At 70.4% G+C, this 13,268-nt stretch carries 12 protein-coding genes; 1 reads left to right on the top strand and 11 read right to left on the bottom strand.

Going from position 1 to position 13,268, the window contains the following annotated elements; all coding sequences use genetic code 11:
- Positions 1–66: 66 nt before the first annotated feature.
- From U5C87_RS13005 to U5C87_RS12985, 5 genes are all read right to left on the bottom strand, one after another.
- Positions 67–1,182, bottom strand: coding sequence for a winged helix DNA-binding domain-containing protein (locus tag U5C87_RS13005; protein WP_330476691.1), 1,116 nt, complete (start codon positions 1,180–1,182; stop codon positions 67–69).
- A gap of 21 nt (positions 1,183–1,203) precedes the next feature.
- Positions 1,204–4,797 carry a DNA polymerase III subunit alpha gene (dnaE, locus tag U5C87_RS13000; protein WP_030199980.1) on the bottom strand — a complete coding sequence of 1,198 codons (3,594 nt, stop codon included), beginning with the start codon at positions 4,795–4,797 and terminating at the stop codon, positions 1,204–1,206.
- A 161-nt stretch (positions 4,798–4,958) separates the two neighbouring features.
- Positions 4,959–5,891 (bottom strand): RluA family pseudouridine synthase, encoded by a 933-nt coding sequence (locus tag U5C87_RS12995; protein ID WP_330472984.1) that lies wholly within the window; start codon positions 5,889–5,891, stop codon positions 4,959–4,961.
- A complete protein-coding gene (lspA, locus tag U5C87_RS12990) occupies positions 5,884–6,651 on the bottom strand; it encodes a signal peptidase II (protein ID WP_330472983.1) in 768 nt (255 codons plus the stop codon). The genes U5C87_RS12995 and lspA overlap by 8 nt, the downstream gene beginning before the upstream one ends.
- A gap of 83 nt (positions 6,652–6,734) precedes the next feature.
- Complete coding sequence (locus tag U5C87_RS12985; RefSeq protein WP_330472982.1) at positions 6,735–7,211, bottom strand: TraR/DksA family transcriptional regulator; 477 nt, start codon at positions 7,209–7,211, stop codon at positions 6,735–6,737.
- On the opposite strand from U5C87_RS12985, the gene U5C87_RS12980 reads away from it, so the two are divergent.
- Positions 7,195–7,800 carry a hypothetical protein gene (locus U5C87_RS12980; protein WP_330472981.1) on the top strand — a complete coding sequence of 202 codons (606 nt, stop codon included), beginning with the start codon at positions 7,195–7,197 and terminating at the stop codon, positions 7,798–7,800. The two genes, U5C87_RS12985 and U5C87_RS12980, sit on opposite strands and share 17 nt — an antisense overlap.
- A 129-nt stretch (positions 7,801–7,929) precedes the next feature.
- Here the strand turns inward: U5C87_RS12980 and U5C87_RS12975 are convergent, their stop codons facing one another.
- From U5C87_RS12975 to ftsZ, 6 genes are all read right to left on the bottom strand, one after another.
- A complete protein-coding gene (locus U5C87_RS12975; RefSeq protein ID WP_330472980.1) occupies positions 7,930–9,165 on the bottom strand; it encodes a DivIVA domain-containing protein in 1,236 nt (411 codons plus the stop codon).
- A gap of 142 nt (positions 9,166–9,307) precedes the next feature.
- Positions 9,308–9,592: a YggT family protein gene (locus tag U5C87_RS12970; protein WP_030199992.1), complete on the bottom strand. Its 285-nt coding sequence runs from the start codon at positions 9,590–9,592 to the stop codon at positions 9,308–9,310.
- A 100-nt stretch (positions 9,593–9,692) separates the two neighbouring features.
- The gene (locus U5C87_RS12965; protein WP_330472979.1) at positions 9,693–10,175 is read right to left on the bottom strand and encodes a cell division protein SepF; all 483 of its coding nucleotides are present in this window, start codon (positions 10,173–10,175) and stop codon (positions 9,693–9,695) included.
- Between the two features lie 40 nt (positions 10,176–10,215).
- Positions 10,216–10,944, bottom strand: a complete 729-nt coding sequence (locus U5C87_RS12960) for a YggS family pyridoxal phosphate-dependent enzyme (protein ID WP_330472978.1) — start codon at positions 10,942–10,944, stop codon at positions 10,216–10,218.
- Positions 10,941–11,687 carry a polyphenol oxidase family protein gene (locus U5C87_RS12955; RefSeq protein WP_330472977.1) on the bottom strand — a complete coding sequence of 249 codons (747 nt, stop codon included), beginning with the start codon at positions 11,685–11,687 and terminating at the stop codon, positions 10,941–10,943. The genes U5C87_RS12960 and U5C87_RS12955 overlap by 4 nt, the downstream gene beginning before the upstream one ends.
- A gap of 99 nt (positions 11,688–11,786) precedes the next feature.
- Positions 11,787–13,103, bottom strand: coding sequence for a cell division protein FtsZ (ftsZ, locus tag U5C87_RS12950; protein ID WP_330472976.1), 1,317 nt, complete (start codon positions 13,101–13,103; stop codon positions 11,787–11,789).
- Between the last annotated feature and the right edge of the window lie 165 nt (positions 13,104–13,268).

The following is a 13,268-nucleotide window of genomic DNA, read 5'->3' as shown; positions in this document are numbered from 1 at the left end:
AAGCGCTGGGCGTCCACACCGTGGCGCGGCGGGAGCGGCGAGGGTGGGACCGGCCCACGCGCCACGTCAGGTGCCCTCGTCGGCCGGCCCGACGCGTACGACCTCGGCCTCGGTGCCCAGGAACGTGCCGTAGGCAGCGGCTGTCGTCTCGACCTCGCGCCACCGGCGCGTCGACAGCTCGGCGAACGGCGAGACCTCGATGACGACGTGCGCGCGCTTCTGGACGCGGCGCCATGTGCCCGCGACCTCGCCGTCGACGACGAGCGTCGGCTTGAAGACCATGTTGCGCCCCGGCACGACCTTGTCGAAGTGCTCGGTGGGCAGACTGACGTCGCGCGACTTGAAGCCGAGGAGGAGCTCGTCCCACTGCGGCAGCAGGTGCACGCCACCGGGTCCCCCAGGGACGTCTCGGGCGTCGACGTGCGTCAGCCACGTCTGCCCGTCGAGCTCCTCGCGCTGGATCCGGTCGTCGACGAGCGCGAGCGCCTCGCGGGTCAGCCCGAGCGGCTTCAGCAGCCAGCCGGCGAGGTCCTTCTCGGTGACGGGCCCGTGGCTGCGGACGTAGCGCTCGGCCACCGTCGCCAGGCCTTCTTCGCGAGAAGGCTTGCGGGACTGAGGAACCCACGTGTCGATGAGGACGAAGCTCGGCTGCTTGCCGATGATCGGGCCTTGGCAGATGAGTCCGCTCATGCAGTGGTGGCCGATGAGGTGGTAGTTGCGCTGGTCGGTGGGGTCGATGCCGTGCTCGACGAGCAGCGCCGCGACGTCGGGCCGGCTCATCGGCTCGCGCAGGTGCTCCTCGAAGAGCCGACCGGCCAGCTCGACGTCGCGCTCGGTGAGTCCCAGCTGAGCGAACCGTGTGGCCAGGCTCGTGCTGCGCGGCGCAGCGAGCAGCTCGCACATCCAGCGGGCGTCCTCGGCCGGCACCCAGTGGATCGTGCCGCGCATCGGCCAGGTGCGCACGACCTCACGGTCGCGCACGGCCTGCTCGACCTGCTCGAGGGTGAGGCCGGAGCGCACGCCGAGCGACCACGCACCGCTCGCGTAGTCCTGGGCCTGCAGCGCCCCGAGCTCGCGGGCCACGTCGAGGGCGGAGACGGGCCCGCCGGCGTCGAGCCGAGGAGCGAGACCGAGCGCGGCCATGCGCGCCCGGCGCAGGCGCCGGCGGTCGCTCTCGCGCATCACGCCCGCATCACTCGCGCATCAGCTGAGGCAGGCCGGACCGAGCAGGGCCTTGAGGTCGCCGAAGAGCGCGGACGTCGCGTTGACCCGCAGCGAGTCGTCGAGGGACATCAGCACCGAGCGGCCGGGCTGGGTCAGCTTGACCTGCACCTCGGTCGCGCCGGGGTGCTCGCCGAGCACCCGTTTGAGGCTCTCGGCGACGGCCGGCGTCGCCCGACCGAGCGGCAGCGTCAGCACGACCGGCCCGCGCGGCCCCTCCTTGATGTCGGGGATCGTCAGCTCCTGGGCGAAGATCGAGATCGAGTCGTCGCGGGCGCTGATGCGGCCCTTCACGGCGCACACGGTGTCCTGCGCCAGCATCGTGGAGTAGGTCATGTAGGCCGACGGGAAGAAGAGGCACTCGATGGCGCCGTCGAGGTCCTCGACGGTGGCGATGGCCCAGAGGTCGCCCTTCTTGGTGCGCTTCAGCTGCAGGCTCGTGATGAGACCGGCCACGGTGACCGGCGTGCCGTCGGCCTTGGGGTCGTCGCCCATGAGCGAGGCGATCGAGGTGTCGGCGTGCGTGGCGAGGATGTGCTCGATGCCGAAGAGCGGGTGGTCGCTGACGTAGAGGCCGAGCATCTCGCGCTCGAAGGAGAGCAGGCTGGCCTTGTCCCACTCGAGCGTGGGCACGGGCGGCAGCCCGTCGAAGGCGCCCGGCCCGTCGGCGGCGCCGGCGTCGGTGTCGTCGCCGAAGCTGCCGAAGAGGCTGTCCTGGCCGATGGCCTCCTGCTTCTTCACCTCGACGAGGGCGTCGATGTAGCGCTCGTGCACCTCGACCATGCCGCGGCGGCTCTCGCCGAGCGAGTCGAACGCGCCGCCCTTGATGAGCGACTCGATGGTCCGCTTGTTGCAGACGACGGCCGGCACCTTGGAGAGGAAGTCCTTGAACGAGGCGAAGGCGCCCTTCTCCTCGCGGGCCTTGACGATCGCCTGGACGACGGGCAGGCCGACGTTGCGGATGGCGGCGAGGCCGAAACGGATGTCGGTGCCGACGGCGGCGAAGTTGGCGATCGACTCGTTGACGTCGGGCGGCAGCACCTTGATGCCCATGTGCCGGCACTCGTTGAGGTAGAGCGCCGACTTGTCCTTGTCGTCGCGCACGCTCGTCAGCAGGGCCGCCATGTACTCGGCCGGGTAGTTGGCCTTGAGGTAGCCCGTCCAGTACGACACGAGGCCGTATGCCGCCGTGTGCGCCTTGTTGAACGCGTAGTCCGAGAAGGGGACGAGGACACCCCAGAGCGCCGCGATCGAGGCCTCGTTGAAGCCCTGCGACTTCATGCCCTCGGAGAAGGGGACGTACTCGGCGTCGAGGACCTCCTTCTTCTTCTTGCCCATGGCGCGACGGAGCAGGTCGGCGTTGCCGAGCGTGTAGCCGGCGAGCTTCTGGGCGATCTCCATGACCTGCTCCTGGTAGATGACCAGGCCGTAGGTCATCCCGAGGATCGGGTCGAGGGCGTCGATCATCTCCTGCTGGAGCTTGCCCTTCAGCTGGGGGTCGAGCGGGACGACCTCCTGCTTGCCGTTCTTGCGCAGCGCGAAGTTCGTGTGGGCGTTGACGCCCATCGGGCCCGGTCGGTAGAGCGCGAGGGCGGCGGAGATGTCCTCGAAGTTGTCGGGCTGCATGAGGCGCAGCAGCGAGCGCATGCCGCCGCCGTCGAGCTGGAAGACGCCGAGGGTGTCACCGCGGCCGAGCAGCTCGTAGGTGGCGCGGTCGTCGAGGGTCTTGGACAGCTCGTCGAGGTCGATGTCCTCGTCGCGGTTGAGCTTGATGTTCTCGATGGCGTCGTCGAGGATCGTCAGGTTGCGCAGCCCGAGGAAGTCCATCTTGACCAGGCCGAGCGACTCGCAGCTCGGGTAGTCGAACTGGGTGATGATCTGGCCGTCCTGCAGGCGGCGCATGATCGGGATGACGTCGACGAGCGGCTCGCTGCTCATGATGACGCCGGCCGCGTGCACGCCCCACTGGCGCTTCAGGCCCTCGAGGCCGAGCGCCGTCGCGACGACCTCCTGGGCCTGCGGGTCCTCGTCGTGGACGACGCGGAAGTCGCCGGCCTCGTTGTAGCGCTTGGAGTCGGGCTTGAAGACGTCGGCGAGCGGCATGCCCTTGCCCATGACGTCCGGCGGCATCGCCTTGGTGAGCTTCTCGCCCATCGCGAAGGGGTGGCCGAGGACGCGGCTCGCGTCCTTGAGGGCCTGCTTGGCCTTGATCGTGCCGTACGTGACGATCTGGGCGACGCGCTCCTCGCCGTACTTCTCCGTGACGTAGCGGATGACCTCACCGCGCCGGCGCTCGTCGAAGTCGACGTCGAAGTCGGGCATCGACATGCGCTCGGGGTTGAGGAACCGCTCGAAGATCAGACCGTGCGGCACGGGGTCGAGGTCGGTGATGCCCATCGCGTAGGCGCACATCGAGCCGGCGCCCGAGCCACGGCCCGGGCCGACGCGGATGCCGTTGCGCTTGGCCCAGTTGATGAAGTCGGCGACGACGAGGAAGTAGCCGGGGTAGCCCTTGGAGACGATGACGTCCTCCTCGAAGGCCGCCTGCTTGCGGGCGTAGTCCGGCACCCCTCCGGGGAACCGGCGTGCGAGGCCGGTCTCGACCTCCTTGATGAACCACGAGGTCTCGTCCTCGCCCTCGGGGCAGGGGAACCGCGGCATGTAGCGGCCCTCCCCCTCGGTGAAGGAGACCTCGCAGCGCTCGGCGATGAGCAGGGTGTTGTCGCACGCCTCGGGCAGCTCGCGCCACAGGTGGCGCATCTCCTGGGCGGACTTGAGGTAGAAGTCGTCGGCGTCGAACTTGAACCGGTTGGGGTCCATCAGCGTCGAGCCGGACTGGACGCACAGCAGGGCCGCGTGCGCCTTGGCGTCCTCGGCCCGCGTGTAGTGCAGGTCGTTGGTGGCCACGAGCGGCAGCTTGAGGTCGCGCGCGAGCCGGATGAGCTCCTTCTGCGTGCGCCGCTCGATGTCGAGGCCGTGGTCCATCAGCTCGACGTAGACGTTCTCGTTGCCGAAGATGTCGCGCAGCTCGGCCGCGACCTCGCGGGCCTCGTCGTACATCCCGAAGCGCAGCTTGGTCTGGATCTCGCTCGACGGGCAGCCCGTCGTGACGATGAGGCCCTTGCCGTAGGTCGAGAGCAGGTCCCGGTCGATGCGGGGCCACTTCGTGTAGACCTGGTCGAGGCTCGCGATGGAGCTCATCCGGAAGAGGTTGTGCATGCCCTGGTTGTTCTGGGCGAGCATCGTCATGTGGGTGTACGCGCCACTGCCCGAGACGTCGTCGCGGCCGCCGTCACCCCAGCTGATCTTGGTGCGGTCGGTGCGGTGCGTGCCGGGGGTGATGTAGGCCTCGACGCCGATGATCGGCTTGACCCCCGTGCCCTGCGCCTTCTTCCAGAACTCGTAGGCGCCGAACACGTAGCCGTGGTCGGTCGTCGCGAGGGCCGGCATGCCCATCCGCGCCGCCTCGCTGAAGAGGTCGCCGATACGGGCGGCCCCGTCGAGCATGGAGTACTCCGTGTGCACGTGGAGGTGCACGAAGTTCGGGTCGTTTCGCGGGGCGGCTTCGGTCGACATCGTGGACGAGTCTAAGCCTCCCCGCGGACACTCCTCGCGTGTCGGGGCAGGGTGTCGGGCCGGGGTTGCGACGGCCACCCGGCACCCCGCTCACGCGCCCCCCGAAGGTGCGCTGACGGCATACGCCAGCGGGCTTCACCCTCAGGTCGAAGGTGCAGGTCTCAGAACGTCGAGACGATGTCGAGGGCCCGCTGGAGGTCCTCCGGGTAGGGGCTCTCGAAGTGGACGTACTCCCCCGTGCCCGGGTGCTCGAACCCCAGCCCCACGGCATGCAGCCACTGCCGTTCGAGCTTGAGGCGCGCCGCCAGCTTGGGGTCGGCCCCGTAGGTCAGGTCGCCGCAGCACGGGTGGTGCAGCGCCGCGAAGTGGACGCGGATCTGGTGCGTGCGACCCGTCTCGAGGTGGATCTCGAGCAGGCTCGCGTGCCGGAACGCCTCGACCACCTCGTAGTGGGTGACCGAGGGCTTGCCGCTCTTCATGACCGCGAACTTGTAGTCGTGGCCCGGGTGGCGCCCGATCGGCGCGTCGACGGTGCCGACGACGGGGTCGGGAAGCCCCTGCACGAGCGCGTGGTACGTCTTGTCGACGGTCCGGCTGCGGAAGGCCTGCTTGAGCCGGGAGTAGGCGTACTCGCTCTTCGCCACGACCATGAGGCCCGAGGTGCCGACGTCGAGACGGCTCACGATCCCCTGGCGCTCCGGCGCCCCCGAGGTGGAGATGCGGTAGCCGGCGGCGGCGAGGCCGGACACGACATCGGGCCCGCTCCAGCCCACGCTCGGGTGGGCTGCGACACCGACGGGCTTGTCGACGACGACGATGTCGTCGTCGTCGTGGACGATCGACATGCCCGGGACCGGTTGGGCGATGACCTGCAGGCTGGGGCTCTCCTCGGGCCGCGGCAGCGACACCTCGAGCATCGAGCCGGCCGAGAGCCGCTCGGACTTGGCGACGGACTTGCCGTCGAGCACGACGTGGCCCTCGGCGGCGAGGTCGGCGGCCTTGGTGCGCGAGACCCCGAAGAGTCGGGCCACCCCGGCGTCCACCCGCTCGCCCTCGAGCCCGTCCGGCACGAGCACGGTGCGCACGTCAGGCATGCTCGCCCCCCGGACGGCGCTCGTCGCGCGGGTCGGACGCCTCGGGCGTCCGGTCGGTCTGTCGGGTCATGTCGTGGTCGCCGTTCGCGGTGGTCTGGTCGGTGGGTCCGTGGGTGGGTTCGTGGGTGGGCTCGTCGGTGGCCCGGTGGCTGGCGTCGCCGGCGGTGTCGGCGGTGTCGGCGGTGGGGTCCTCGCCGCCCCGACCGGTCGGGGCGGCGACGGCCGCGCCACGGCCGTGGTCGCGGCGCCCGTCGACGCCGATCCCGACGAGCGCGAGGATCACGATGAGCCCCGCCGCCGAGACGATCCAGATGTCGGCGACGTTGCCGATGAACCACCGGTTGTAGTCGATGAAGTCGACGACGTGGCCCTGTCCGCCGCCCGGCGGTCGGACGAAGCGGTCGGTGAGGTTGCCGATCGCGGCGCCGAGCAGCAGCCCGAGCGCGATGGCCCACGCCCGGGAGCCCAGCTGGCGCGCCACGACGATGATCGCGACGAGCACCGCGAGGGCGATGCCGGTCATGACCCACGTGTTGCCCGCGCCGAGCGACAGGGCCGCCCCGGGGTTGCCGATGAGCTTGAACCGGATGACGTCGCCGATGAAGGGACGTGGCTCGCCGTCGGCGAGGACGTCGAGGGCGACCATCTTCGTCAGCTGGTCGGTGGCGTACGCGAGGACGGCGACGACGCCGAGGACGACGAAGAGCCGTCTGCGACGCTCGGGTCCCGGGCGAGGCTCCTCGGCGGCCCTCGAGCTCACGGCCTCATGGGTCGTGGACGGGGTGGTAGTGGTGGACGCGCCGTCGACCCCCGCTCGGGGGGTCGACGTGGCGTGTTCGGGCGTCAGTGGCGGTCCTGCTTCTCCTGGCATGTCATGCACAGGGTCGCACGAGGACGGGCCTGAAGTCGAAGCTTGCCGATCGGGTTGCCGCAGTTCTCGCAGATGCCGTACGTCCCGGCCTCGAGCTGCTCGAGCGCGTGCTCGGCCTGGCGCAGGCTCGCACGGGCGTTCGCGGCCACGGAGATCTCGTGCTCTCGCTCGGCGGTCTTGGCGCCGGCGTCGGCCTGGTCGTCACCCGAACCGTCACCCGAGGCGCGCAGGAGGTCGTCGAGCTCGTCCTCGGCCAGCTTGAGCTCGACGCGGTGCTGCTCGATCTCCTCGAGGAGCACGCCGCGCACCTCGCTGATCTCGTCCTCGCTCCACGGGCTCTCGTCGTCCTTGACCCGGAGCTGCTCCGCGATCTTGCGGGCGCTGGGGCGGTTCGTGCCGGCGGCCTTCTTCGCGGCCGTGCGGGGTCCTGCGGTGGAGCTCGTCGTCACTGCTGCCTTCTTGGTTCGGGTTGCCGGGGCCTTGGCTGCGGGCTTGGCGGCCGCGGCTCCAGCTGTGGTGGTCTTGGTGGCCCGCTTCGTCGCGGGGGTGGACTTCGTCGTCGATGCCTTGCCGGCCGGTGCAGCCTTGCTCGCCGACGCCTTCTTCGCGGGCGCCGCCTTGGTGGCCGGCGCCTTCTTCGCCGGGGCCTTGGTCGCCGGCGCCTTCTTGGCCGGTGCAGCCTTGCTCGCCGCCGCCTTCTTCGCCGGTGCAGCCTTGGCGGCCGAGGCCTTGGTGGCCGGTGCAGCCTTGGGGGCCGGCGACTTCTTCGCGGGCGCCGCCTTGGTGGCCGGCGCCTTCTTCGCGGGTGCAGCCTTGGCGGTCGACGCCTTCGGGGCCGGCTTGGCCTTCGTCGTCAGCGCCTTCGCGGTGGTGGCCTTCTTCGACGCAGACGTCTTGGGAGCGGGCGTGGCCTTCGTGGCTGCGCCCGTCGTCCTGCTCGTGGTTGACCGCCGGGCCGCGGTCGTCGCCGCTGCCGTCTTCTTAGCCGCCATCAGACCCTCCGTCGCTCAAGCCGTCGACGCTGACAAGTGGGGCTGACAATAAGCCCCGCACGGGTCGTGCACAAACGCGAAACGCGCATGAGGGCAAAGTGTTCGCCCCTCAGGACGACGAAGGCCGTCCGGGATGGTTCCCGGACGGCCTTCGTGCGTCTGTTCGAGGCGGGGCTCAGCCCTGGTTGCCGTCTCCGGCGCCGACGTGGGCCGGCTCCTGGGCACTCGAGTCGAGGTCGTGGAGCTGACCTTCGATGTAGGACTTGAGGTTGCTGCGGTAGTTCTTCTCGAAGCCCCGTAGCTCGGCGATCTTGCGGTCGAGCAGGCCCTTCTGCTTGTCGAGCTCCTCGAGCAGGGCGGCCTTCTTCTGCTGGGCCTCGGCGACCATGCCGGTCGCGCGCTCGCGGGCCTCGGTCAGCATCTCGTCGCGCTTGGTCGTCGCCTCGGCGATCATCTGGTCGCGGTGCGAGGTGGCCTCGGCGATCATCTGGTCACGCTGGGCGGCCGCGGCCGCCGAGATCTGCTCGGCCTGCTCGGTGGCCTCCTTGTGGCGGTTCTGACCGGTGCTGATCAGCTCGTCGTGACGAGCCTGCGCCGCCGCGAGCATCTCGCGGTGACGGTTCTCGGCCTCGGAGATGAGCTCGTCGCGCCGGGTCTCACCCGCAGCCACGTGCTCGTCGTGGAGACGCTGCGCGAGGGCGATGACGCCCGCTGCGTCGAGGTTGCCCGAGGCGGCGGCGGCCGGGGCCGCGGCCGCCGCAGCGGCGACCGGGGCCGAAGCAGGGGCCTGGGCGGCCTTGGCGGCCTGCTCACGCAGGCGGGCGGCCTCGGCGGCAGCAGCTTCGGCGTCGGCCTGGGCCTTGGCGGCACGCTCCTCGGAGGCGCGGGCGTTCTCCTGGGCCTTGGTGAGCTTGGCCTCGGCGTCGGCGACCTGCGAGTTGAGGCCGTTGAGCTTCGCCTGCGCGTCGTCGAGGGCCTGGGAGTCCACCGCGGACTTGGCGGCAGCCTCGGCGCGGTCGGCCTCGGCCTTGGCGCGCTCGATGCGCTCCTTGGCGACGCGCTCGGCGTTCTCGGCGTCGGCCTTGGCCTTGGCGGCGCGGTCCGAAGCGGCCTTGAAGGCGCGCTCGGCGTCCTGGATCTTCGCCGTGAGGCCACCGAGCTTGGCCTCGTCGCCGGGGCGACCGACGGCCGGCATGGCCGCGGTGGCGCCGTCGGCACGGACGGCCGACTGGTTCTTGCTCGCGCGGCAGTCGTTGAGCTGCTTCAGGTAGTCGTCACGCTGCTCGATGAGCGAACGCATCTCCGCCACGATCTCGTCGAGGAAGTCGTCAACATCCCGCTCCTCGTAGCCACGACGGAACTGCGTGGTCTGGAAGTGCTTGTTGAGCACCTGTTCAGGCGTAAGCGCCATGTGTCACCTCGATACAGACGTAATGGTTCGGGTCAACGGTATCTAACGTTCCGGTCACGAACCAAAGCCATGCTCACCGATCGGCGTGTGGACCCCGTGGCCCGCACGTGTCAGACGAGGGGACGAGGTGGCCGCCGGTCGGTCAGAAGAAGCTCGGCACGTTGAGAGCGAGAGAGGTCAGCAACATCAGGACGAGGAAGCTGAGGTCGAGTCGGACGCCACCGAGGTTCGGTGACGGGATCACCTTGCGCAGGGCGCGCAGCGGCGGGTCGGTCACGGTGTAGACGGCCTCGGCCAGGACGAGGACGACCCCGGAGGGCCGCCACGACCGAGCCAGCACCTGCACCCAGTCGATGACGAAGCGACCGATGAGGGCGATGAAGAAGGTGAAGACCACCACCCCGTAGATCGTCCAGAACACGTCCATGTCCGTCAGTGTCCCTGATCCGGGGGCAGGAGTGTGAACCGGGGTGCGGGAGGGCGTCGTCGCGGCACGGGTTCCTGCTCAGGACTGGGCGCCGCGCCGATCAGCTCTGGTTGAAGAATCCGCGCGTCGAGGCGGCCGGCGCCTCGGGCTCGTCGGCGGAGATCTCGACGTGGGCCGGCGAGAGGAGGAACACCTTGGAGGTGACCCGCTCGATGGTGCCGTGCAGGCCGAAGACGAGGCCGGCCGCGAAGTCGACGAGTCGCTTGGCGTCGGCGTCGTCCATGTCGCTGAGGTTCATGATGACCGGGACCTGGTCACGGAACCACTCGCCGATGTTCTTGGCCTCGTTGTACGTCCGCGGGTGGATCGTCGTGATGCGGTTGAGCGAGCCGACCTCGACGTCCCGCACGACGGCGGCCACGGGTCGCTTGGTGGGCAGCTGCGTCACGGCTGCGGTGTGCTCGGTCTCGTCGTCGTAGCGGTCGGAGTCGTCATAGGCGTCGTACTCGTCGTAACGGTCGTGACGCTGGTCCTCCTCGCTGAGTCCGAGGTACACCATCGTCTTGCGCAGTGCCCCTGCCATGGCCAACTCCCAAAACGTCGGATTGTGATCGCCCCCGACGTTACAGAAGTGACGGGCGTGAACCGAGGATTGCGGTGCCGACACGCAGGTGTGTCGCACCGTGCCGGAGGCCCGCCTCGAGATCGCCACTCATCCCGGCGGAGATCCAGTCGGCGTCCGGGTGACGAGCACGTATGCCGTCAGCGACGTCGTGCAGCCGAGCGAACGCCTCGTCGGGGTCGGCGCCCAGCGGCGCGACGGCCATGACGCCGCGCAGCTCCAGAAGTCCTTGTGCCGCAACGACGTCCGCCAGCTCGTCGGCCTGCTCCGGCAGCACCCCGCCGCGAGAGGCCGCGCCGTCGAGGCTCACCTGGAGGAGCACCTGCAGGCGTCGGTCGGCGGCGTGCGCGCCCTTGGCGAGAGCCGTCACGAGCTTGGCGCGGTCGACGGACTCGACGACGTCGGCATAGCCCGCGACGTGGGCTGCCTTGTTGCTCTGGAGCTGCCCGATGAAGTGCAGCGTGAGGTAGGGCTCGCCGGCGTCGTCGAGGGCGCGACGCACCTCTGCGAACTTCTCGCCGGCCTCCTGGTCGCGATTCTCGCCGAAGTGCCGCACCCCCAGCCGGTGGAGCAGCAGGACGTCCGAGGCCGGGAAGTACTTCGTGACGACGACGAGGGTGACGGCGCCGGGGTCGCGCCCTGCCTCGGCACAACCGCGGGCGATGCGCTCGTGGACGGCCGCGAGGTTGGCACGCAGCTGCTCCAGCCGGGCCGCGGCGTCGGCGGTCATGACGGCGCCCCGCGTCGCACGACGACGCCGGCGAACCGGCCCGTGCGGCCGTCGCGACGGTAGGAGTAGAGGTCGCCGCTCTCACGCGTGCAACCCGGAACCCATTGCACGGCAACGTTCTCGGCCGCCAGCTGCTCGACCACGCCCGCCGCGACGTCGATGGCGTGGGTGCCGGTCCACGACCGTGCGACGGACGACGCCGCGGCCTCGGCCGCCGCGCGCGCCAGGTCGTCGGGGACCTCGTAGCAGCGACCGCAGACCGACGGGCCGACGGTGGCTGACACGGACGTCGCCCCGAGGTCGCGCATGGCGTCGACGGCTCGTCCGACGATGCCTCCGACCATGCCGGGCCGGCCCGCGTGGACGGCTCCGACGACCCCCGCGTCCGCGTCGTGCAGGAGAACGGGGACGCAGTCGGCCACGAGGACCGCGAGGGCGAGGTCCGGCACGCGACTGACGATCGCGTCCACCTCGGGCGCCTCGCCGTCCCAGGGCGCGTCGACCTCGACGACGTCGCAGCCGTGCACCTGGTTCATGAAGAGCAGACGCTCGCGGGCCACGTCGACCTCGTGGGCCAGGGCGACCCGGTTGAACTCGACGTCGGCGACGTCGTCCCCGACGTGACCGCCGAGGTTGAGCCCGGCATACGCCCCGCTCCCCCGGCCCGCCGAACGGCCGGTGAAATGGAGGTCGACCACCGGGCCGCCGCCGTCGTCGGGAGTGCTGGAGCGCCAGTAGAACACGGTGACCAACCTACGTCGAGTGCTCACTTCCCCACGAGGCAACCCTGGTCAAGCGCGGCGGGCGCCACGGGCGTGGGGAAGTGAGCACTCGACTGAGGCCTACTTGAGGAAGTCCGGCACGTCGAGGTCGTCACCCTCGTCGAAGGTCACCTGGCGCGGCGGCTGCTGCACCGGCTGCGCGGCCGGAGCCGGAGCGTGGTGCTGCGGCTGCTGCTGGGCCGGCGCCGTGGCCGGCTGCTGCGTGGGCAGCTGCTGCCCCTGGGGCTGGTGCTGCTGGTGCTGCTGGGGCTGGTGCTGCTGCACGGGGGCGGCGTGCATCTGCTGCGAGGCGGGCTGCGGCACACCGTTGGTCTGGTGCTGCTGCGGCTGCTGCGGCGCCGGAGCGGCGGCGGGACGCTGCTGCTGGGCCTGCTGGGGACGTCCCATGACCTGTCCGAGCGCACGGTCGTCGTGACGCTGGGTGGGGCCGCCACTGTCGAACCCGGCCGCGATGACCGTGACGCGGACCTCGTCGCCGAGGGCGTCGTCGATGACCGCACCGAAGATGATGTTCGCCTCGGGGTGCGCGGCCTCCTGGACGAGTCGCGCAGCCTCGTTGATCTCGAAGAGACCGAGGTCGGACCCGCCCTGGATCGACAGGAGCACGCCGTGGGCGCCGTCGATGGACGCCTCCAGGAGGGGGCTGCTGATGGCCAGCTCGGCGGCCTGGACGGCACGGTCCTCGCCGCGGGCGGAGCCGATGCCCATGAGCGCCGAGCCGGCGCCCTGCATGACCGACTTGACGTCGGCGAAGTCGAGGTTGATCAGGCCGGGCGTCGTGATCAGGTCGGTGATGCCCTGGACACCGGAGAGCAGGACCTGGTCGGCCGATCGGAAGGCGTCCATCATCGAGACGTTGCGGTCGCTGATCGACAGGAGGCGGTCGTTGGGAATGACGATCAGCGTGTCGACCTCCTCGCGGAGGCTCCCGATGCCCGACTCGGCCTGGTTGGCCCGGCGACGGCCCTCGAACGTGAACGGCCGCGTCACGACACCGATCGTCAGGGCGCCCAGCTGTCGGGCGATGCGAGCCACGACGGGCGCGCCGCCTGTGCCGGTGCCGCCGCCCTCGCCTGCCGTGACGAAGACCATGTCGGCCCCCTTGAGGACCTCCTCGATCTCCTCGGCATGGTCCTCGGCGGCCTTCTTGCCGACCTCAGGGTCGGCGCCGGCACCGAGGCCGCGGGTGAGCTCGCGGCCGACGTCGAGCTTGACGTCGGCGTCGCTCATCAGCAGCGCCTGGGCATCGGTGTTGATGGCGATGAACTCGACACCCTTGAGGCCGACCTCGATCATGCGATTGATGGCATTGACGCCGCCGCCGCCGATGCCGACGACCTTGATGACGGCCAAGTAGTTCTGCGGTGCTGCTGCCACGAGAGTGGGCCTTCCTGACTGGTGGTGCCGGTGCTACGGGTGGTCTGGGGGACGAACAGGTGCGGGTGGTGCGTGCCGAGCCGCTGGCTGGGCACCGGGGCCGGGCGGGATGGGGCTGTGGAGATTGGTGCGGCTCGCGCCGTGCGTGTAGCCCTCTAACCTTAA

Origin of the sequence: Terrabacter sp. C0L_2 (assembly GCF_036352015.1) — a bacterium.
In the GTDB taxonomy this organism is placed as follows: domain Bacteria; phylum Actinomycetota; class Actinomycetes; order Actinomycetales; family Dermatophilaceae; genus Terrabacter; species Terrabacter tumescens.
This window is presented reverse-complemented; position numbering and strand designations above follow the sequence as displayed.